The following is a 22,004-nucleotide window of genomic DNA, read 5'->3' as shown; positions in this document are numbered from 1 at the left end:
AGCACCCACTAATAGGCGCAGCAAGCGTAGCAGGGTGGGTCCCAAACACGTGCACACAGAAACCGGTGCGTGTGACGTGGGACCAAAACGTGCGGCCAAGCGGGACCCTTACTCACGCTCAGAACCATCGTCGGTATCGGGAAGGGGCGCAGCCGAAGCTTTGCAACGTCGCCGTATCAAGATCAAGGACGCGAAGGCTGCCGGCGGGTGAGAGTCCGTCGGGGCGGTCGGTGTCGTAGTCGCCGGGAAGCAGCCCGGCGCCGCCGTGCATGTCGGGACGCGAACCGTTGCGGGTGGCGACGGCCGGGTGGTCGGGGGCGAGTGACCCGTACCGGTCGATCAGCGCGTACGCGGCGTCGCGCACATCCGCGACATCCTGCTCTACCTGTTGAGGGGTAGCGGTTGGGTTGGCCGCGAGGTAGGCGCGGCGGGCAGCGGCGATGAACCGTTGCGGGTCCACGATGATGACGTCCTCGCGGGTGCGAAGGCTGATCACCATCCCGGCCCGCGGGCGGATGACGGGATCTGCTTCGTCGTCGGCTATCGGGCCAGGGTAGGGCAGTGCCGCGCCCGTTGTCGGTGTGCGGTTGCGAACAAGGGGCCTCGCTCGCCGGAGGGGTCGGGTGTGATGGCGCTGTTACGCCTGTGCGGGTGTGGGATGTCGCGGCCGGGCAGCCGGCGGGATGTCTGCGCGGATGGAGGCGAGCAGGGCGGCGATCCGGGGATCGTCGAGGGCGCCGGGCCGGTGCACGGCGTGGAAAGTGACGTGTGGCAGGTCGACGATGCGGCGGGTCACGAGCCCGGTGGCCGGCTGCACACAGCCGGCCACCACGGCCAGGCCGACGCCGAGGGCGGCGAAGTCGAGCGTCATCGGTAGTCCCTCGGCCTCGACAGCGATCGTCCATGCCACGCCGGCGTCGGTGAGGGCACGCTCGAGGTTGGTCCGGTGCGGCCGCGCCGGTGGCGGGACGATCAGTTCGCTGCCGGCCAGGTCGCGCAGGCGCAGGCTCTTACGTCGGGCCAGGGGATGGTCGGAGGGGATGAGCAGCATCTGCGGGAAGGTGGCCAGTGCGGTCGTGACCAGGTCGGTGGGAAGCACGTGCAGGCTGAACACCCCCAGGTGCGCTCGTCCGGTGCGGACAGCGGTCTGCATCTGCTGCCGGTTGGTGTGCAGGGGCCGGATACTGCCGGGGCGTTCGGTGAGCATGCGCCGGATGGTCGGGCCCAGCAGGTACAGGTAGGCGGTGTGCCCGGCCGCGGTCACGAGCGGCTGGGTGTCCGGGATGCCCTGCAGTTCGTCGAGGAATACGTCGAGGCGTTGCTGATGTTCGCGGGCGAACTGGGCGACGCGTTCCCCGTCCGGGGTGAGCTTCAGCTTGTTGCCGACACGCTGATACAAGGTGCGGTCGAGCTCGCGGGCCAGCGTTGCCAGCTTCGAGTGCAGTGACGGCTGACTGATGTGCAGCTGTTGCGCGGCGCGGGTCAGGTTGAGATGTTCGGAGAAGACCACGAGCGCGCCCAGTGCATCGGACGACACCCGCTTGCCGGTCATAGAACAACCCTATAAGCCTGGTGCTAGTTCATAGTTCCGGTGAAGATCCGAAGCGCGGATCATCGATCTATGACAATCAAGGATGGGAACCAGACTCGCGTATCGGCGGCGCAGCTGCGGGTGATGCCTCTGCACGCCGTCACCGAGGTGTACGGCGAGCCGGGCCTGCGCCGCCGACTCGCGCTCGAACTCGACCGCCTACCCGCCGAACACCGCCACGTCATCGCCGACGCAGCCGGCTGGGCGTCGATGTTGCACGCCGGTCAGCGCCGCACCCGCGAACCTTACGTGAACCACCTCTGGCGGGTGACGCTTCGCATGCTGTGCCACTACCGGGTCGACGACCCGGACGTGCTGATCGCCGGGCTGCTGCACGACGCCGTGGAGGACCAGGCCTGGAAGATCGCGGGCATCACCGGCCACGGCCCGCCACCGACAAACGAGGCGCTCACGGTCATCGCTGCCCGGTACACGCCGCGCGTCGCCCGCCTCGTCAACGCCGTGACCATGCCCGCCCGCCCGGAAGGCGCCGACCGGATCCACTACTACACCACCCACCTCGCCCACGCACTGGACGGCGAGCCGTGGGCCCGGGTGATCAAATTTTCCGACTTCACCGACAACGGTGTCGGGATCATCCACACCGTCGGGCCGCTCGTGATCCGCTCCGCCCGCAAGTACCGCGCCGCCGTGCCGATCCTGCGGGACCTGCTCGACCGCCCGGACACCCCACTTCCCGCCGACGTCAAAGACCACATCCGCCGGCAACTCGACCTCGCTCAGCGACGCTTCACCGCCATCCTCGCCGCCTGACGAGAACCGGCCGGTGGTAGAAAACTCCGTGTTCTCGCCACCGGCCGCGTAGCCCACGAAATGGGGCGCACGACTGGGACTGGTCGAAGGAGAATGCTGCCTATGATGCTGCTCGTGCCGTGCGACGTGCTCAACCCGCGACGGGCCGACGACCACTTGGCCGCCGAAGCTCAGGCCGCCCGCGCGCTCGGCCACCGGGTCGGGCTCATTGACCACGACGCCCTCACCGCCGGTGACGCCGCCCGGGCAGTCGCCCGGATCCCGGCCGACGGCGACACGGCCGTCTACCGCGGATGGATGCTGACCGCCCCGGCCTATGCCGGCTTCGTTACAGCGTTGTCCGCTCGCGGGGTGACCATGCGCACCAGCGCCGAGCAGTACCGCCGCGGGCATGAGCTACCCGGCTGGTACGACACGCTCGAGCCGTTCACACCCCTGTCGGTCTGGACCAGCGGCGCGCATCGTGACGCCTTCGACAAGGCCCGCTCAGCCCTTGGCCGCGGGCCGGCGGTCATCCGCGACTACACCAAATCGATGAAGCACTACTGGCACGAAGCCGCCTACATTCCCGAGCTGACCGACGCCGACGCCGCCTGGAAGGTGGCCCGACGGTTGCACGAGCTGCGCGGCGACGACTTCACCGGCGGGTTCGTCCTGCGCCGCTTCGAAGAGTTCACCGGGGCCGAAGCCCGCACCTGGTGGATCGACGGAACCTGCTGCCTCGTGACCGCTCACCCCGACACCGCCGACCAGTCACCCGCCGCCGACCTACCCCTACCCCAGCTGGCCGGCGCCGTCGCCGAACTCGGCCTGCCCTTCGTGACCGTGGACCTGGCCGCGCAACGCGACGGCACGTGGCGCGTCGCTGAGCACCGCGCCAGGACGGGTTTCACCCTGAAGCACTATGCCAGTGACAACTATCCAAGGTCGTCCGCTGAGCCGGAACACCTTGGTGACCTGGAACCGGAAGTCCTTCACAACGACGACCCTCGCACCCCCGCGACGATCCTTGAATAGGTCGGAAGGCGGTCGATGAGCAGTGACCTGGCCGGCCACCATGGCAATCAAGCGATCAACGCTAAGACCTCGGTGGATAGTCACTTCCCCTGCCCGGCGCCGAAGGCGAACCGGCAGTGTCTCGCGATGACCGGTGCAGACCGACTGCGCACTGATCTGCCGATGAGAGTGCATCGCAGTGGGGGTAATACCCAAAGCCCGCTACATTCTGGATCTTGGCAGGCCATTCTGCACTCGACTGTGAAGTTCAGCGTTGAGGGCCAGTTGTGTCAGGTTGAGTAAAATGACGCTATGGCAATCGCGGCGTTCATCGTTTCTGTATTCGCGCTATTGACCGGCGGAGCAAGCGCTTGGTACACCCGGCATCAATTTCTTCAGGCCCGCGAGCAAACGGAGCTGAACCGCAGGCAAGCGTCCGTAGCGGAACGCCAAGCAGACCTCGCCAAAACTCAACTGGCACTGCTGGAGGCGCAGATCAACGGCGCGCTCCGCGAGGAAGAGATCGCGAGGGAAGCTGCTTCAATCGCCCAGAAGATGCTAGACATCGAGCAAGAGCGCTTCGACAGCGAGCGTCAGACAATGACCGACAATCAACAACGTGGCGTTCGACTCTTCGGTAGTGAATGGAGTTTCGGCGGGCGGAACGATTGAGTCTAGAGCCCACTAAGCGTTGACGCCCGGCGTGCAATATCATGCTGCTGATAGCGCGGCGGGATGGCGAAGCGCTGTCACACAGTGTGATGCGGACTTGAGTCTGCCTGGTATATGCCGGGCCCCATCGGCGTATACGGACCGGGCAGCGGCACCGGCGGCCGGGGTCTGTTCGATCTTGAGCACGAGCCGGCGGGCCGGGCGACACGGTCGCGCGCAGTTTCGGCGTGTTCCTGGCCCCGCAGCATCGGGAGCCACCCCCGGCCACCGTCCAGATCACCGTGACGATGCCCCTGCCGCAACCGGAAACGCGACGAACGCCGGTGCCCGGACTATCTCAAGCACCATCGAACTATCGCCGGCTCTGAACCAGCGGCACGGGCTCGTCGATCAGAACAGGGTTACCTTCCATCGACAGGGCGCCGTCCTGCCGCGTGTATCGCTGGGCCAGCAGGACGCCCCGGTCGTGGCCGATCTGGTAGCCCTCGACAAAGACAGCTTCACTGCGCCGGCCTTCGTGCGTGTAGTAGCCGTCCCATGCCAGCGCCACACAGGTGACTTCGTGCTCGACCACACGCAGCGCCATACGCCCCGCGGCAAGACATTCCTGCAGATTTGCCCCCTCGCCAGCCAGGAACCTCGTCAAACCGCGCCCATTTGGGCTGTCCGAGAACGCGAAGGGCGTGAAGCCCTCGTCCGAGAGCCCGGCATTTTCCACCGCATAATCCAGCGCGGCGAAGATCAGGTCTGCACTCGCCGGGCTCATCTCGTCCAACACGGTCATCGCACGATTCTTCCAGATGATGATCGTCCGACCTCAAGTCCCTGGACGGAGCGGCCCGAGCCTGCCAATCAACCATCGAGGTATCTGGCACGCAGGCATCAAGAAGCGCTCCCGTGAGGACTGGGTTGACAGCTTCCGAACGTCGACTCGTTTAAGGTCAGCAGACCCCAGGGAGTATGCCGACGCATCCCGACGACGACATCCGGATCTGCCGCGATCCGCGTGGACGCGGTGAACGCACTGCCCACGCCTCGCGCCAGGTCAGCCGGAGCGTCGACGAAGGGTTGCCCTCAGCGGTGTACCAAGATCTGCATCGCGAACTTCTGATGCACGAGAGCGATCATCGTCGTGGCCGCCTTCACGCCTGACCACAGCAGCGGTACGGGAGCGGTCATGTTGAACGCCCCGACTCCCGGCTCCAACTCTCCCAGCCGTTCAAGGTCGAACGTGGTGAGCACCCAGGTATCTCCGTGCGAGACAGCACTGCAAAGCTTCCAAAGGAGCAGGGGAAGATTGCGCTCATCGTCCACAAGGTCAACAGCCACGCCGACGTCTGCCACAATCTCGCTAAATTGCGGCTTGTTCTTCAGCTCGCGTGCATCAATCCCTGCAGCAACCGCCAGCCCGAGGACACGGTCCTTACGTCGTTCGATGCCACCACGCTCCGTGAACCGGCCCGCTTCAGTGAAGCTCTCGACGTTCTTGATGCTGCCCCACTCGTACCGCAACCGACGACGCACCCGCTCCTGACGACTTGCCGGCGCCATAAGCCACATCGCTGTTGAGCTGTTCTCGATCGCGCCCCTCAGCAGTGAGAACGGTGCCTGAATGTGAACCCAGAGGGAATCTGGCCCGCTACCGCGCATCGAGTTGCGGAGACAGTGCAGGTGGTCGATCGCGGCACTTGTGGACTGGATAAACAAGTGGCTGATTTGATGCGGGTTGGTCTTGGTGTTGTCCCCATACATGGCACTGCCCCGCTCCACGCTGGGCCAATCCCATTCTCGCCACTGCTCCGCCAGCTCCAACAGTTGGAAGATCTGATTGATTTGCTCGCGGTCCTCGTCCGTCGCCGTCACCGTACGGAAGATACGTCGCCGCGGATTTCCTCGCCACCGGATATGGAGCATCTGGGCGCGGCGTGGTCGAAGCCGCTGTTTCAGCTGCAAATGGGCTCACCACAGAGAGCAAACGAGCGCAGCCGTGCTCAAGATCAGGTGCACTCATCTGCCGCAGACAAGGCGCGCCCAGTTCCGATCCCTGTCACCGTCTGTGCATGGTGCCGAGGCTGGCTACACGCGAACCCGATCACGACGAGGCCTGGCGCAGTAGCTCGCAATGCATGGAAGGCAGCGTGATCTCGGTGAAGCCGAAGCTCGGCGACCTCTGGTGACGAGCGCACGGACAAGCCGCGCGCAACTCCGTGAGCCGATTGCCTTCCGGCGAGGAGCGGATTGGACAGCAGTGGTGTGCACCTGCGCTCTGGACACATAGCGCGGCACCGGCGTACACCGTGAACGTGACCATGAGGGAGGAAGCGGCCCACCGGTTGGCGCGCCTGCTGTCGCCGCTACGCGAAGAAGGATGGTTGCTGACCCCGTTCAGCACTGCGATCACTGGCGCCGGTGTCGTCGTGCTGACCTTCCGCGACGGTGATACCGGTTTGCGGGACGACCTCGAGCAGCGGTTGAACGACTTGGACCCCGGGCTCCAGGTCGAATCGCGGTTCAGCTCGATGACCCAGCACGTCATCGTTCGCTTGTGAAACGCCAGGGCAGCAGCACCACGCGAGCTTGCAGTGAACGCCCATCTGTTGGCGCTTTGTCTCTCGTTCCCGCAGATCCGCGTGACGTCCTGTCTCACGTTAGACCGATCTCAACGCGTGGCAGCGCCCTGGCCTTCGCGAAATCAATTCCCGGTAGCGCAGCCAGTACGAGGTTGTCACCAACAGGTCACAGCAGCACTGCGCCGTCCCGAACGGACCGACCGGATCCGCGGCGGCTGAGACGAGAAGAAATCTCAACGGCGACGGAACTCGGCGAACGGGAGACTGGTGTTCATGACGGGGATGACTTTCCCGGACGGCGCGTGGAACGACGTCCGGCACGGGCTGTTCGATCCGACCGCCGAGTACGTCGGAGATAATTGGGCGGGCCAGGTGCTCGAACCCTGGCTGGCGGCCCACCGCTCCATCATTGCAGCACTACACCACATAGGACGTCGCGACATGGCCCGCACCGCGCTCAGTAGCGAAGACTTGTGGACCCTGTATGCGTTCAGCCGGGTCGCCGAGCAGCTGCTTCTGCCGTATCAGCCGCCCGCGACCGAGCCCGCCGACGCGGCGGAAAGGATGCCTGCCGGCGCGTACGAGCATTTCCTCGACGCGATCGGCGCCACCTTTCCCCGCGCCGCCGGTTTCCACCCGTTCCTGCACGAAATCGTCGCGGTCCAAGAAGACGACGATCCGGAAGCCGGCCCATCCTTGACCGCGTTGTGGTGGCCGGGCTGCATGATCGGGTCACTGATGTTGGTCCGGGCCGGCGTGACCGTGCGCGCCGGCGCCCGTCGCCTGACGCCTGGGGTCGCCACCGGGTCAACGCTGTACTGGGCGTGGCAGCGCCGGCACCGCCCGGTCGCTGATTTGTCGCACGGCTGGGGATCCAACTCGCAGTGGCGCACAAGGTTCCGCCGCGACTACTGGCTGCCGGACCGGCTCGCCTACAACGTCGACGCCGACCTGAAACCTGCCAAAGCACATCCCGACGGAGCCCGGGACATTGTTGACGTCGACCTGCTGCGATACCGGTGCAGCACGATGACTGATCTGGGCAGCGAACAGTGGGTATGGCCCGAGCACCACAGCGAACCGGCGCCGTTCACCCTGGATTCCACGCCTCGCATGGCCGGCTACCTCACCGAGCTGGCAACTACCGTGCTGGATCTCGACAACACGAGCGGGATATGGGCACTCGCGGACACGCGGATCGCCGCCGGCGATCCGACGTTCGTGGCCGACCTGGCGATCAGGCTGCGACAGCAGTACGGCACGGCGATTTCACCGCCTTGGCAGTATGCGAGCGTCGACAACCGGCTTCTGCGTCTGCTGTGTATGACCCAGCAAGCAGCGGCTATCGAGCAGACCGTTCGTGTTGTCATGGCCGGTGACCTTCCGCAGCGGCGGCAAGCGGCCCAGCTACTGGCATACCACCAGAGTCCGAAGCAGCTGGCCGTGCTGTTCACCGACCGGTGGCCTGCGTCCGAAGAGGTTGAGCAGCTGCGCAGCCTGGTGCTGCACGAACTGATCCTGCGCAGTATCAAGGTTGAAGACATACCGGATATCGCCGAATGGGCGACGTCACCGCACCGCTCGCACCAAGTGTTGGACCGTCTGTCCTACACGCTGACCGCGGTGGAAGGACGGCCGGCCCTTCCCCGGTTCCAGCTCGACTCGACCTCCTACCCCGTCTTCTCTGGAAAGCCCAGCGCTCCTGCGATCGCCCGGGTGATCGGAGCCCGTGTACCAGGATCGACGGAGACCACGACAACCGAAACGGCAGCAGCTATCGGCACCGCCGTCGCCTCCTGGGTGTCGTGGTCCAACGGCCAGTGCGAAGCCCGCACGTTCGAGCTCACCAGTGAACTTGCCGACGGGGCTCTGGCGGACACCCTGACCAGTCTCGGTCTGCAATGCCTCGGCACGACAGCTGCGGCCGACCTTCACATCTACAGGAGCTCGCCCGGGCAGGTTTGGCAGGCGTTGTTCGACGCGGCCGCCAACGGCGGCGCCTACACAGCCGGGGAAGGCGGCGCCCAAGGCCGGCTGTCCGCGTGGCTGTCCCTCGCCGGCCTGACCGGTTGCTCCGCCCAGACCGACATCGCCGAGGTGGAGTACCAAGCCGGCAGCCGCAGCTGGTACACCCTCGATCCCACAACCCGCTGGTTCGACCAGACCGGCTGGGACATCGCCGTCATCGCCGTGAGCCCCGACCGCCGACACCTGCGCGTACTAGCTGCGACTGACGCCGACTGAAGCCTCTAGTGGGTCTAGGTCAACGACGTACCGGTCACAGATCGCGATGTGTCCTAGATCACTCAGTTGTTTTGGTGGGCGTCGATGTCTTGCATCCGCGCTGATGGATGTGTCAGGTGAGTGCCTCGTGATCAGAAGGGCCTGGTCCGCGCTGTTCTACTAACGTTCTTCCGGCGAAGCGCCCCAGTCGGACGATGCCTGCGTAAATCATCGAATTAGGTCTATAACATCCGCGTATCGGGCGTCCACAAAGGTTATTTACAGCAAGCGCACAGCCACTTACGGTTCCTCCGGATCAATGACGAACGGGGGATCCCTTGCCTCATCCTGCCCTTTTCCGGGCCGAACGCAGCCGCGTGCGCCGCGGATGCGCCGCGTTCGCCGTCTTCGTTGTCACGGCAGCCGCGGGCGCAGCGGTCGTAACGCCGGCCAGTGCCGCGCCGTCGGGTGCTCCACTACGGATGGCGTCCGAGCCGGCCACGGCACCCAGTGTCGCAGCCGCCACCCGCCTGGCCGCCAACAGCGGTTCGCGGGTTGAGGCACTTGCCGAGCGCACCGAATACAGCCAGCTGTTTGCCGAGCCAGACGGCCGTCTTCACTACGAATCCGCGGTGATGCCTCAGCGCGTACATCGGGGGGACGGCTCATGGCAGGACATCGACCTGACTCTGGTCGCCGGCGCCGACGGCAAGTGGGCGCCGCGCGCATCCGCAGCCGACGTCCTGTTCTCGGCGGGGGGCCAGGGGCCGCTGGCAAAGATCGTCAAGGACGGTCACAGCTTTGACGTGTCCTGGCCGCTCGGTAGCCTGCCGAAGCCCGCCACGTCGGCCGACACGGCAACCTACGCCGAGGTGCTACCCGGTGTGGACCTCGTGGTGCGAGCCACCTCGGACGGTTTCGCGCACGTCCTTGTCGTCAAGACCGCTGAGGCAGCCAAGGACTCCAGGCTCAAGCAGATCACCTTCAACCTCGGCGGCGACGCCGTGGTGCGCAAGACCCACGGTGGTGACGTGGTCGCCGTAGCCGGCGGGCAGACGGTCGCCGCTACCTCGGCGGCGGCGATGTGGGACTCGAGTCAGACGGGAGCGGCCGCCGCCAAGCTGGCCGGCGCTTCCGGAGCAAGCGACGGGGACGTGTCCACTCCGGCGAAACCGGCCGACGCGGCGCAGGTGGCCGACGTACGCGTCACCGTCGACGCGGCCGGCGACCTCGTGCTCGAGCCCGACGCCGGTTTGCTGGCCGACGCGACCTTCCCGCTGTTCATCGACCCGGTTTGGAGCACGGGTAAGTCGCGGTGGGCGTACTCGACCAACAACAACAGCAACAACACCGACACGTCGGTGGCCCGCGTCGGTCGGGACCCGAACAGCGGCATTGTCTATCGCTCGTACTTCGAGTTCCCGACCGCACCTTTGAAAGACAGGTACATCTACGACGCCTACGTGCAGATGAAGGTCGACCACTCGTGGTCGTGCACGAACACGCCGAACACTTTGTTCACTTCCAACCCGATCAGCGGCACGCCCCGGTCGGCATGGAAATCGACCGGCTGGTACCTCAAGCTCATGGGCCAGGTCTCCTCCCACGCCAACGAGGGCGCCGGCTGCTCGGACTCACCGCAGCCCGACATGACGATCAACTTCAACACCGATGCGGTGAAGAACACGATTCAGACCGCCGCCACCAAGGCGTCCCCGAGCGTGACATTCGTCCTCAGCGCGGTGGACAAGGATGTGTCAGGGGAGTCGACGCAGGACCGGTGGAAGAAGTATTTCCCGGGGAACGCGAAACTGATCACCGAGTTCGACAACCGCCCGGGAACGCCGACCGAGTTCTACGTCAACGGCGTGCGCTGCGGGAGCAACACCCTCGGCATCGGCACGACCGCTCTGAAATTCACCGCCCGGATGCCCGACCGCGACACCACCCAGTCGATCAAGGCGACCTGGGAATGGGAGCGCCGCGTGAACACCACGTGGACCGCCATGCCCGCGCCGGCCGTGAGCAACGCCGCCGCGAACACCATCGCGACCAGCGCAGCGATCAGCGGGGCCGTCAACGGCAACACCTACCGCTTCCGGGTCAAGGGAACCGATCCCTCTCCGTACAACCAGAGCAGTCAGCCGTCGCAATGGTGCACCTTCACCATCGACACCGCGGATCCCACGGTCACCGGCGAAGTAACCACCCAGCCGACCGGACCGGGCCGACCCGGCCGATTCACGCTCATCTCGCACGACGCTGACCTGGTCAAGTTCCGCTACGGCTGGAACGCGGCGGTCAACGAGATCGCCCCGTCCTCCACCACGACAGCGGGCGGTGTCACCACCAAATCCGTCACCGTGACGCTCAGCCCTCCGAAGTACGGAACGAACACCTTGTACCTGCAAGGAGTCGACAGCACCCTGAATGTCGGTGACGGCTCCCTCACCTTCGTCGTCGGCCGGGCCTCACCTCCGGTCGCCCGCTGGGGCCTGGAGACCCGGCCCGGCGTGGACAGCGCTGAGGCCCTCGCCGACCAGCAGCCCACGCTCGCTGACAACACCCCGCTCGCGGGCGAAGGTTTGGCCTTCACCGACAAACAGCGCCTGATCGGAGGCGCACAGGCGACCTTCACCGGCACGCAGAACCTGGCCACCGCGGCAGGTGTCCTCGATACGACCAAGAGCTACGGCGTGGCCGCGTGGGTGCGGCTCAACGACATGACGGGCTATCAGACGTTCGTCTCGCAAGACGGCCAGAACGTGACAAATTTCCAGCTTCAGTTCCGCAGCGACGACCGTAACGGTGACGGCACCGCAGACAAGTCGTTCTGCTTCGCCGTGCGGGACGCTGATGTCGCGGCCACACAGAACGTGGCCATGACCTGCGCGGTCAACACCGCGGTGGCCGGGCAGTGGACTCACCTTGCCGGCACGTTCGACGCCGTCGAGAAGAAGCTCCGGATCTGGGTCAACGGCACCTTCCAGGCGGAAGCTGCGGCTCCCGCCACGGCCTGGGCCTCGAGCGGCCCGCTACGGATCGCCACCCGCAAGTACGACCCGTTGACGTGGCTGGACAACTTCGCCGGCGGCATCGCGGATGTGCAGGTGTTCGACCGCGCGATCGTCCAGGAGGACCTCACCGGTCACGCCACCGACCCTGAGGACGCGGTCGAGGCGGAGCGCGGCATAGTCCAGCCCATTCAGGTGGCGGACTGGAACTTCGAGGATGCGGTCCTGTGCTGGGATCCCGCCGTCGAGAACGTCTGCGAAGAACCCGACAACGCCACCGGCTTCGGCCACCGGCTGCGCCTGACCCAGGGCGTCGACATCGTGCCGGGCAGCGGAATGCGGGGCAACTACGCCGCCTTCGACAACAGGCAGATCAACTGGAACGACCCGTCGGACCCGTTCTACGGAACCACCACACGGGAGTTCGGTGCATCGCAGCGCAACTCCGGTGACCTGAGCAACCCGCAGTGGCAGGACGCCCCGGTGCTCTACACCAACCAGTCGTTCACGCTCAGCGTTCGCGTGCACGTCGAATCCACCACCTCGACGATGACCGCGCTTGCGGCCAAGGGCACCAAACACTCCGCCTTCTACCTCGGCACGCGCAGCTCCACCATCGGCGGTATCACCGCTCAGCGTTTCGAGGTCATGGTTCCCAGCATCGACCAGGACCTCGGCGAGACCTGGACCCATGTCATCGCGCCGGAGGCCCTGGACGTCGAGGACGAGGGCACCTGGCACCTGTTGACGTTGGTGTACAACGCCGGCAGCAAGACCATGCGCCTCTACGTCAACGGAGTCGCCAAGACGCCACCCACCGCCGTCGGTGTCTGGAACGCCGCCGGACCGCTCATGGTCGGCAGCGCCTGGTTCACCCCGGACAACGGCACCGGCGCCTACTACGACCAGTGGTACGGCGGCATCGACAACGTGCGTATCTATCAGGGCGCTATGACGGTCGCCCAGGTCGCTCACCTGTCCCAGACCGACGACGAGACGGAGTCCTGATCGTGCCCACCTCCCGGCTCCGCCTCACTCTTGCCGCCGTATCCGTCCTCACCGTCGCCGGCTCGCTGCTGACGGTCCCGCCCGCCCAAGCCGATCCGGCCAAGCCTGGCCATCTGGCCGGCCAGATCGAGAAGGTGGACCGCGACGGTGGGGAAGTCACCGGTATCGGCTGGCCGATCCGGAAGACCGCGGACGCGGTTCTCGCCGCGCCGGTCTGGCCGGCGGCCGGAACCCAGCTGCGGACCTCCATGAAGAAGCAGACGGCCGCCGTCCGCGCCGAGGTCGTGGACCGCGCCGCTGTGCCCGCGAAATGGCGGGCGGGCATTGTCGCTCGCGTCTCGGCCACCACGGCCGGCACTGCCTCCGTGTCCGTGGACTACTCGAAGTTCCAGCACGCGTACGGAGCCGGCTGGGCATCGCGGCTGCGGCTCTGGCGACTTCCGGACTGCGCGCTGACGACACCCGATACAGCTTCTTGTTCGGCACAGCCACTGCCGTCCATCAACAACACGGCCGCATCAGCGGTCACTGCTGACGTCCCCGTAAACTCCGCCAAATCGGCTCCCTTGGTGGCGCTGGCCGCCGCTGCCTCCGGCGACTCCGGCGATTTCTCCGCGACCCCGCTGGCTGCCTCATCCACGTGGTCGGCGGGCGGCTCCACGGGCGGCTTCTCCTGGTCCTACCCCGTACGCATCCCGCCCGGCATCGCCGGCCCGCAGCCCGCGGTATCACTGAGCTACTCCTCGGCCAGCGTGGACGGCCGCTCGTCGGCCACCAACAACCAGCCCTCCTGGATCGGCGAAGGCTTCGAGTACTCACCTGGCTTCATCGAGCGGCGATACGTGGCCTGTGCCGACGACGACGCCGAGCCGGCGAACAACCCGAAGAACACCGCCGACCTCTGCTGGCGCTCCGACAACGCCGTCATGTCCCTCGGCGGCAGCAGCACCGAACTGGTCTTCGAGAAGGGCAAAGGCTGGCACGGCCGATCCGAGGACGGCTCAAAGATCGAGAAGCTGACCGGCGCGACCAACGGCGACATCGACGGCGAGCACTGGAAGGTGACCGCAACCGACGGCACCCAGTACTTCTTCGGCCTCGACGACCTGCCCGGCCAGAGCGCCGCGACCGACTCCACCTGGACTGTGCCCGTCTACAGCAATCACCCTAACGAGCCCGGCCACGCCGACACCTTCACGGCCTCGCGCAAGACGCGGGCGTGGCGGTGGAACCTCGACTACGCCGTCGACGTGCATGGCAACACTCTGTCGCTGTGGTACAGCAAGGAGACCAACAAGTACGGCACCGAGGTGACCGCGACCAAGCCGGTCAGCTACGTTCGAGGCGGCACTCTCGACCGGATCGACTACGGCACCTTCGACCGCGGCAGCGCCGGCCGGTCCGTCAAGCCGCTCGCCCAGGTCATCTTCGATACCGGCAACCGCTGCCTGTCCGACTGCGCCACCCACGACGGCAGCCACTGGCCGGACACCCCGTGGGACCAGGAATGCAAGGCCGACGCCACCAGCTGCGACAACTACTCGCCGACGTTCTGGTCGACCGAACGGCTCACCACCATCACCACCCGGGTGTGGGACACCACCAAGCCGACCGCCGACTGGCAGGAGGTCGACTCCTATGCGCTGTCGCACAGCTTCCCGTCACCCGGCGACGGCCAGCGCGGCGGTCTGTGGCTCAACTCGATCGTGCGGACCGGGCACGTCGGCGGTACCGTCACGATGCCGCCGGTCACCCTGACGCCGGTCTCGATGCCCAACCGCGTCCTGACCAAGACCAACACCACCAACAACTGGCAGCGTCTCGCCAACATCCACACCGAGACCGGCGCGCTGATCCAGGTGACATACTCCCGGCAGGAATGCTCGTCGACAAACCTGCCCGAGTCGCAGCAGAACAACACCAAACTGTGCTACCCCGTGATCGGCCCCGATCCGCTGTCCACCTCCGGCGGCGATCTCACCGAGTGGTGGCACAAGTACGTCGTCAAGCAGGTGTCACAAAGCGATGTCCAGCTCGCCGACGGGCATTCCGCACCTGCGATCAACACCTACTACGACTACGAGGGCACACCCGCCTGGCACTTCGCCGATGACGACGGGCTGACCAAACCCAAGTACAAGACCTGGAACCAGTTCCGGGGCTACGCGAGCGTCGCGGTCCGAGTCGGCGACACCGATCCCACGCTGACCCGCACCACCTTCCTGCGGGGCATGCACGGCGACCGCCTGTCCAAGACCGGCACGACCACCCGCACCGTCACGGTGGGCGCGTCAGCCGGCGGGGAGACCGTCTACGACGAGGACGAGTTCGCCGGCATGACCCGGGAAGAAGTCGTCTACAACGGCACCGACGACAAACCCGTCAGCAAAACCGTGAACGTGCCGTGGCGATCCGGACCCACCGCCTCGCGCACCATCAACAGCGACACCGTGACCGCCCGCTTCACCGGCCTGCAGACCGTCTACAAAGGCACCGCCCTCGGCACAAACGGCTCAAGCGGATGGCGCGTCACCCGCCAGCACAGCTCGTTCGACGACGACTACGGCGTCGCCAAGTGGGTCCAGGACGACGGCGACGTGGCCAAGACCGGCGACGAGAAATGCACCACGACCACCTACAACCGCAACATCGGCGCGAACATCGTCACGCTCGTCAAACGCGCGACAGTGACCGCGCTGGCCTGCGGTACCGCCCCGACCAGCCCCGATCACGTCATCTCCGACACCCGCACCTTCTTCGACGGCGCCACAAGCGTGGACACAGTGCCGAAGGAGGGTCTGGCCACCCGCGTCGACACCCTCAAGGACTGGACGGCGGCAGGCGGCACCACCTGGCTGACCACCACCACAGCCACCTTCGACGACTACGGACGCCAGAAGACCGGCACCGACGTCGTACGCGGCAACACCACGACCACCGACTACACACCCGCCCAAGGACTGGTCACCGAGCAGAAGGTCACCACTCAGCAAGGCTGGATCAACACCACCACGATGTACCCGTACTGGGGCGTGCCCGGAAAGGTGACCGACCCCAACGGCCGAATCTCCGAGGGCACCTATGACCCCCTCGGGCGTACCTCCAAGGTGTGGGACGCAGGCTGGACCCGGGCCGAGCATCCCAGCGAGCCGCTGGCCACCTTCACCTACTTCTACGACCCCGACCGCAAGACGTACCCGTACGTCAAGAGCGCAACGCTGAACGCCGGCGGCGGCACCGACACCACGTACGAGATCTACGACGGCATGCTCCGGCCGCGCCAGAAGCAGAAGGCCGCAGTCGGCGGAGGCCGGGTCGTCTCCGATACCCTCTACGACTCCTACGGGCGCGCGGCGATGACCTTCTCATCGCACACGGAGCCGGGCACCGAGTCGGGCACGCTGTGGTGGGAACCGGAATGGTCGGTACCCACCCAGGAGGTGACGGTCTACGACCGCGCCAACCGCGCCACGGAGAAAGTCTTCCGATCCGGGGACGGCATCACGAACCTGGTCGACAAGTGGAAGACCACCACCACATATCAGGGTGACCGGACGACGGTGATTCCGCCGCGAGGCGGCACCCCGACCACCACGATCGTCGACGTGCTCGGACGCATCACCGAGGCCCGTCAATACACGACCGCAGCCGGCGTCAACGGAGCGTACGAGGCGACCACCTACACCTACGACGCCAAGGAACAGCTGGCCAAGGTCACCGACGGTCCCGGTGACGAGTGGACCTACAAGTACGACCTGCGCGGCCGGCAGATCGAGTCGAAAGACCCGGACAAGGGCAAACTCGTCTCCGCGTACAACGACGCCGGCGACCTCACGAAAACCACCGACGCCCGCAACGAGGTCCTCGTATACACGTACGACAACCTGGGCCGGCAGACCGTGGTCTACGACGACGCCGTGGCCGACACCAACAAACGTACGGAGAACAAGTACGACCGGCTCTACACCGGCGTGGCGCTCAAGGGCCAGCTCACCGAGACGATCCGCTACGACAACGGCAATCAGTACAAATGGCAGGCCCGCAGCTTCAACCAGCGCTACCAGGTCTCCGGCGAGCACTACATCATCCCCGCGGCTGAGACCGGCCTGAACGGCACCTACATCTACAGCCACAGCTACTCGCCATACACCGGGACACCGACCGAACTCGGCTACCCCGTCGCCGGCGATCTGCCCGCCGAGGCGGTGACGACCCAGTTCAACGCCACCACCGGTCTGCCCTCCGGCCTGACCTCGGGCTGGACGAACGTCGGCAGCTACGTCACCGGCCAGCAGTACACCGGGTACGGCGAACCCACCGTCACCACGCTGAAGATCGCCGGCGGGGTCTACGCCGAGCAGTCCGTGTCGTACGAACTGGACACCCGGCGCGTGCACCAAGTGGTGGTCAAGCCCGAAACCGCCACCGGAACCATCATCGATCGCACCTACGGATACGCCCCCGCCGGCGCCGTCGAGTGGATCAGCGACAACCCCCAGGTGGGCGCCGCCGACACCCAATGCTTCGGCTACGATGGCCTACAGCGACTCGCCTCCGCCTGGACGCCCAAGACCGACGTCGCGGCCGAGACCGCATGCAAGCAGGCGCCATCGGTGGCGAACCTCGGCGGCCCGGCTCCCTACTGGCACGACTGGACCATCGACCGGATCGGCAACCGAACCAAAGAGGTCCAGCACAGCGCGGCCGGTGACGTCACCCGCGACTATGTCGTGCCGGCGGCCGGAGTAAACGTGGTCCGCCCGCACGCCGTCACCTCAATGACGACCACCCGGCCCGGAACAACCACCGGAACCACCGTCTCGTACGGCTATGACGACACCGGCAACATGACCACCCGGCCGGGTGCCACCAACGGCCAGGTCCTCACCTGGGACGCCGAGGGCAAGCTGGTCAAGGTCACCGAAGGATCGAAGACCACCACCAACCTGTACGACGCAGGCGGCAACCGGCTGATCCGTCGTGACCCCGGTGGCACCACGCTCTATCTACCAGGCCAGGAGATCCGCCGGACGGTGTCGGGCAACACCGCCACCGTCAACGGCACCCGCTACTACGACTTCGCCGGGGCCACGGTCGCCTCGCGCACCGCTGGTCAGCAGAGCCTCAACTGGTTGTTCAGCGACCACCAGGGCACCCAGCAGGTGTCGGTCAACGCCTACACCCAACAAGTCACTGTGCGTCGCCAGACGCCGTACGGCGAGTCCCGCGGCACCAACCCGACCTGGCCCAACGGCAAGGGCTTCGTCGGCGGCGACATCGACCCGACCGGCCTCACCCACATCGGCGCCCGCGAGTACGACCCGGCGTTGGGTCGATTCGTGTCCGTCGACCCGCTTCAGGATCTCAGCGATCCGCAGCAATGGAACGGCTACTCCTACGCCAACAACAGCCCCATCACCCACAGCGACCCATCCGGCCTTGACCCGTGTCCCGGCGGTGGCGGCGGATGCGGCTACCCGGACACCCCCGAGCACGTCCAGAACCCCGGCGCCTGCGGCAGCGCGAACTCCTGCGAGCACAAGCAGAACACCGAGGGCAGTGGCAGCACCGGCAAGTCCGGCGGCAGCGGTGGTGGCGGCGGCCGGGGCGGCAGCGGCAACAACGGCTCCAAGGCAGGCTGCAGCTCGGCCAACGCTTGCGAACAGCGCAATTACCTGCAGACCGAACGGGTCCGGGCGGCCATGATTCAGATCATGTCCATGCCGGACCCGGACGCACGATCCGAAATCGGCGGCTTCTGCCGCATGGACCCCGGAATGTGCGCCGCCTACCTGCAGGACTTGAAGAACGGCGCAGTTCCATGGCGAGTGGCGGCACAGATCCACTGCGGCGAGAGCCTCGCCTGCCGCCAGGACTACGGCATCGCCGGAATGGCCGGCGGACCATCACTAGGCACCACCGTGAACCACGATGTCGGCGACGCCCTTCTCCTGTCTGTCGTCGGCGGTGGCGGTTCCGGGATTGTTCGTCTCATGCGTGCCGCATTGAGCGGGCAAGAACCTGCCGCAGAGCGAGCCCTGCGATATTGCGCCGCATCATCGGCATCGGCGAACAGCTTCGACCCTGCTACGCCGGTCCTCATGGCCGACGGAACCACAAAGCCGATCAGGGACGTGCAGGTCGGGGATCGGGTTCTAGCGACCGACCCGGTGACCGGAAGTACGGCGGCGGCTGAGGTCACTGCGCTGCACAACAACCTCGATCAGGACTTGGTCGACGTACAGGTCGGTCGTGCTGACGGCTCGATCGAGGTTCTGCACACCACCGTTGAGCACCCGTTCTGGGACGAGACGGCGCTTCAGTGGGTGGCCGCTGACGACCTTGTGCCCGGACACCGGTTGCGCACCATCGGCGGCTCGGCTTGGGTTCACAGCCGCCAAACGGTTCCCGGCCCGAAATACATGCTCAACCTGACCGTCCATGGGGTGCACACCTTCTACGTCCTAGCCGGAAACATCCCGGTCCTAGTGCACAACCAAGGCGGGGCGGACAGCCCGAACAAGGGCAAACAAGGGGTGGCGTGGCTCATCGGTGATCTTCAACGTAAGGGTTACGCCATCCGAGGCACCGAGATCAGCATGGAAGCTGCCAACGGCGTCATGGTCCGTTTCGATGTGGTAGCCGAGAAAAACGGGGTGGTCTCGGTCTACGACGCCAAGAACGGCAAACGTGCGGGGTGGACGAGGGGCCAGGGGCGAGGCGGGGGCTACCTGTCCGTCGAAACCGCCGGCGGAACGTTCGTCGGGCCGAACGCACATGCGGCCGGACTCGGTGGAACCGTACTCGGCCCGACGCGCGTGAACATCGCCGGCTATAGCGGCTACCGTTACTGCTGAGGTGCGGAGGAGATACATGGCCAGCTTGAAAACCGACGCTCTGCGGGCGTGTGATGCCGCGTTGGGCATTCACGACTTCAAAAAGCGACGCGGCGTATACCTTCGGTCAACGGCGGCATCAACTGGTGACGGGTGGCTCGGGCTCAATCTGGCGACATGGGATATGCCGGAGGCCTTGCATGTCAGTCCTGTTGTCGGAGTCAGATATGAGCATCTTGAACGTGTTCTAGTCGAGACTGCCGGCTGGTCCGCGCCGCTAGCCGGTGTGACCAGGCCGCTTGGCTACTTGATGCCTCAGAACTCTTTCGTTCAATGGGAATTCAAGTCGGGTACGGACCTGGCGGCGACCGCTCAGGAGCTGGCCGTGGCAGTTTCTCAGTATGGGCAGCCGTTCATCGACCAATGGTCGGACTGGCAGGCTTTCTCGACCTCCATCGAGGAGTCAGGCCTGCTTGCCGAGCACGTCAAATACTATGTGTTGCCGACAATTCGAGCACTCAGCGGCGATATGCCCGGCGCCGATAGACTCATACGGCAGGAACTGGATCGCACGGGCAATTCGACCGATCTGTACGCGAAGTCGTATCGGGAGTTCGCTCGCAAATTCTCACAAGCATTCTGAGAGAAAGTCGATGATGAGACGGTTGTCCACGTGGGCGGCGTGCGTGCTCGCCGCCGTTCTGTCTACGGCCGCTTGCGCCAGTCCGGGTGGGGAGGCGGGTGGGCCCGCCTCCGCGGGCCCGGGAGCAAGTGCGGTCATTTGGCGGCAGGTCAGCGGATGCCCAGTGCTGTCCGATCCGCCGTATGGTTTGTCGGCCGAGGGGACGCCGCCTACCGAAGGAAGCGGGGACGAGGTGTCGGACACCGACTCCGCCTGCGTCTACAGGTCGGCCGCGGTGCAACCGCTGCTCGAGCTCCGCGCGCACATCGATCCCGGCGCCGAGGGTGTCGCTACGAGCGAGCAGCAGTACACCGCCGAACGCACGGCTGCATCTCAGATGGGCGGCGCCGACTTCGCCGACGTGCCTGATGTCGGCGACGCTGCTTTCGCTTGGTACGACCAGAGCACATGGCAGGTGTGGCTACGGGCGCGATCGAGTAACGCCACGGTGACAGTGCGCCTGCATGCCGGTCGCAATGAGGCAAGCGGATGGAACGTGGAGGCGCCGCTGCAGCAGCAGTTGCCGACACTCACGCAGCTACTCGAGGAGGCGGTGGACGGGCTGCGTTGACCCGGACACCTAAACCCCCGCCAGATTCATGCTGTCCTGCGACACGCTGCGGGCGTGTCGCGAGACGACAGGGTTGACTGGTTCCGGTGGCAGCAGAGCCTACTGGGAACGACCGCCGCCCTATCTTGCTAGTGAGGGCCGTCGGCCGAGGCCCAGCGACGGCGTCGCCTGGTTCGCATATTTTCGTTCAAGGACGGAATCTCCGGAATGGCAGCCTGTACCCCAGTAATGATGCGCTGCGGGCGGTGTTCAGTTTCGTTGCTGCCGGAATTCTGCCGACAAATATCTCTTGGGGCGAGGGGCGGCGCGACGGCTGCCCTTTCCCGATCTTCAGATGATCCAGGTTGACTTCTGGCGCAAGCGCAAGTACTTGCTTCGTCTTCGTGGCGCGGTCCGGTGAGGGCTGAGGTGTCTTGGTAGCGCCGTCCAGTCGATTGCCCCCCGTTTACCCCCCCGAAATCAGTGAAAAGCTGCGTTGGGCGAGTGACAAGAATCTTGACTCCGCAAGAAGCGTTCGCGCAGGTCAGGGCAAAGTTGTGACAAGCGATGACAGGTCTCTGAGGCGCGCGGTCGAAAACAAGGGGTCGCAGGTTCAAATCCTGTCAGCCCGACAATGTGATGTCTCAAGACATCGGAAACCCCTGAACCTGCGGTTGTGGGTTCAGGGGTTCTTCTTTTTTGGTGTGGGTCCGGGTGGTCGGCCGGTGGGCTGGTAGCGCTTGGCGGGGTCGAGGACGAGCTCGCGCAGGAGTTGCCCGGTGGCGTCGATGATCCGGATGTTGAGGTCCTGGACCAGGATCAGGACGTGGGTTCCGGTGTGGGTTCGTCCGACGCCGATGGAGTAGAGCTGCCCGTTGTAGCGCAGGGTGATTTTTCCGGCTTTGTCGATGCGGTCGTGGCGGAGCCGTTCGTGTGTTTCGGTGGTGGGTTGGCTGCCGGGTGAACCGCCCCGGGTTTGATATCGGCCCGATCTCTTGGAGGATCGAGTTCATGTCACGCCCTTCGCCGTACCCCGCGGAACTTCGTGAGCGAGCGGTGCGGATGGTCGCCGAGGTGCGGCCGAGTTA

At 65.7% G+C, this 22,004-nt stretch carries 14 protein-coding genes; 10 read left to right on the top strand and 4 right to left on the bottom strand.

Features of this window, described 5'->3' with window-relative positions; all coding sequences use genetic code 11:
- Positions 1 to 118: 118 nt before the first annotated feature.
- Together JIG36_RS50800 and JIG36_RS50795 are read right to left on the bottom strand one after the other, a co-directional pair.
- Positions 119 to 460 carry a hypothetical protein gene (locus tag JIG36_RS50800; RefSeq protein ID WP_203384160.1) on the bottom strand — a complete coding sequence of 114 codons (342 nt, stop codon included), beginning with the start codon at positions 458 to 460 and terminating at the stop codon, positions 119 to 121.
- 177 nt (positions 461 to 637) lie between these two features.
- Positions 638 to 1,552 (bottom strand): LysR family transcriptional regulator, encoded by a 915-nt coding sequence (locus JIG36_RS50795; RefSeq protein ID WP_203384159.1) that lies wholly within the window; start codon positions 1,550 to 1,552, stop codon positions 638 to 640.
- Between the two features lie 69 nt (positions 1,553 to 1,621).
- On the opposite strand from JIG36_RS50795, the gene JIG36_RS50790 reads away from it, so the two are divergent.
- From JIG36_RS50790 to JIG36_RS50780, 3 genes are all read left to right on the top strand, one after another.
- Positions 1,622 to 2,365 carry an HD domain-containing protein gene (locus JIG36_RS50790; RefSeq protein ID WP_236050196.1) on the top strand — a complete coding sequence of 248 codons (744 nt, stop codon included), beginning with the start codon at positions 1,622 to 1,624 and terminating at the stop codon, positions 2,363 to 2,365.
- A 102-nt stretch (positions 2,366 to 2,467) separates the two neighbouring features.
- Complete coding sequence (locus JIG36_RS50785) at positions 2,468 to 3,382, top strand: ATP-grasp domain-containing protein (protein ID WP_203384158.1); 915 nt, start codon at positions 2,468 to 2,470, stop codon at positions 3,380 to 3,382.
- Positions 3,383 to 3,673: 291 nt separating this feature from the next.
- Positions 3,674 to 4,033: a hypothetical protein gene (locus tag JIG36_RS50780; protein ID WP_203384157.1), complete on the top strand. Its 360-nt coding sequence runs from the start codon at positions 3,674 to 3,676 to the stop codon at positions 4,031 to 4,033.
- A gap of 352 nt (positions 4,034 to 4,385) precedes the next feature.
- Here JIG36_RS50780 and JIG36_RS50775 read toward each other — a convergent pair whose 3' ends face one another.
- Complete coding sequence (locus JIG36_RS50775; RefSeq protein WP_203384156.1) at positions 4,386 to 4,817, bottom strand: hypothetical protein; 432 nt, start codon at positions 4,815 to 4,817, stop codon at positions 4,386 to 4,388.
- 290 nt (positions 4,818 to 5,107) lie between these two features.
- Positions 5,108 to 5,896: a hypothetical protein gene (locus tag JIG36_RS50770; RefSeq protein ID WP_203384155.1), complete on the bottom strand. Its 789-nt coding sequence runs from the start codon at positions 5,894 to 5,896 to the stop codon at positions 5,108 to 5,110.
- Between the two features lie 440 nt (positions 5,897 to 6,336).
- On the opposite strand from JIG36_RS50770, the gene JIG36_RS50765 reads away from it, so the two are divergent.
- The 7 genes from JIG36_RS50765 to JIG36_RS50735 all read left to right on the top strand — a co-directional run bounded on the left by JIG36_RS50765 (position 6,337) and on the right by JIG36_RS50735 (position 21,880).
- Positions 6,337 to 6,582, top strand: coding sequence for a hypothetical protein (locus JIG36_RS50765; protein ID WP_203384154.1), 246 nt, complete (start codon positions 6,337 to 6,339; stop codon positions 6,580 to 6,582).
- 744 nt (positions 6,583 to 7,326) lie between these two features.
- Positions 7,327 to 8,847, top strand: coding sequence for a DUF6183 family protein (locus JIG36_RS50760; RefSeq protein WP_438870823.1), 1,521 nt, complete (start codon positions 7,327 to 7,329; stop codon positions 8,845 to 8,847).
- A gap of 614 nt (positions 8,848 to 9,461) precedes the next feature.
- Positions 9,462 to 12,848, top strand: a complete 3,387-nt coding sequence (locus JIG36_RS50755) for a LamG domain-containing protein (protein ID WP_203384152.1) — start codon at positions 9,462 to 9,464, stop codon at positions 12,846 to 12,848.
- Positions 12,849 to 12,850: 2 nt separating this feature from the next.
- Entirely contained in the window at positions 12,851 to 19,705 is a 6,855-nt protein-coding gene (locus JIG36_RS54575; RefSeq protein ID WP_203384151.1) for a polymorphic toxin-type HINT domain-containing protein, read from the top strand.
- A gap of 16 nt (positions 19,706 to 19,721) precedes the next feature.
- Positions 19,722 to 20,327 carry a hypothetical protein gene (locus JIG36_RS50745; protein ID WP_203384150.1) on the top strand — a complete coding sequence of 202 codons (606 nt, stop codon included), beginning with the start codon at positions 19,722 to 19,724 and terminating at the stop codon, positions 20,325 to 20,327.
- 232 nt (positions 20,328 to 20,559) lie between these two features.
- Positions 20,560 to 20,937 carry a hypothetical protein gene (locus JIG36_RS50740; RefSeq protein ID WP_236050195.1) on the top strand — a complete coding sequence of 126 codons (378 nt, stop codon included), beginning with the start codon at positions 20,560 to 20,562 and terminating at the stop codon, positions 20,935 to 20,937.
- A gap of 655 nt (positions 20,938 to 21,592) precedes the next feature.
- Positions 21,593 to 21,880 (top strand): hypothetical protein, encoded by a 288-nt coding sequence (locus tag JIG36_RS50735; protein WP_203384148.1) that lies wholly within the window; start codon positions 21,593 to 21,595, stop codon positions 21,878 to 21,880.
- Positions 21,881 to 22,004 lie beyond the last annotated feature (124 nt).

The organism is Paractinoplanes ovalisporus (assembly GCF_016834655.1).
Taxonomy (GTDB): Bacteria; Actinomycetota; Actinomycetes; order Mycobacteriales; family Micromonosporaceae; genus Actinoplanes; species Actinoplanes ovalisporus.
The sequence above is the reverse complement of the archived record's forward strand: the minus strand, read 5'-3'. Positions and strand labels throughout refer to the sequence as shown.

What these genes read in the sequence shown, in the direction of transcription:
- JIG36_RS50795 (WP_203384159.1), bottom strand. Translation starts at nt 1,552, where the DNA reads ATGACCGGCAAGCGGGTGTCGTCCGATGCACTGGGCGCGCTCGTGGTC.
- JIG36_RS50790 (WP_236050196.1), top strand. Translation starts at nt 1,622, where the DNA reads ATGACAATCAAGGATGGGAACCAGACTCGCGTATCGGCGGCGCAGCTG.
- JIG36_RS50785 (WP_203384158.1), top strand. Translation starts at nt 2,468, where the DNA reads ATGATGCTGCTCGTGCCGTGCGACGTGCTCAACCCGCGACGGGCCGAC.
- JIG36_RS50780 (WP_203384157.1), top strand. Translation starts at nt 3,674, where the DNA reads ATGGCAATCGCGGCGTTCATCGTTTCTGTATTCGCGCTATTGACCGGC.
- JIG36_RS50775 (WP_203384156.1), bottom strand. Translation starts at nt 4,817, where the DNA reads ATGACCGTGTTGGACGAGATGAGCCCGGCGAGTGCAGACCTGATCTTC.
- JIG36_RS50760 (WP_438870823.1), top strand. Translation starts at nt 7,327, where the DNA reads ATGATCGGGTCACTGATGTTGGTCCGGGCCGGCGTGACCGTGCGCGCC.
- JIG36_RS50755 (WP_203384152.1), top strand. Translation starts at nt 9,462, where the DNA reads ATGCCTCAGCGCGTACATCGGGGGGACGGCTCATGGCAGGACATCGAC.
- JIG36_RS50745 (WP_203384150.1), top strand. Translation starts at nt 19,722, where the DNA reads ATGGCCAGCTTGAAAACCGACGCTCTGCGGGCGTGTGATGCCGCGTTG.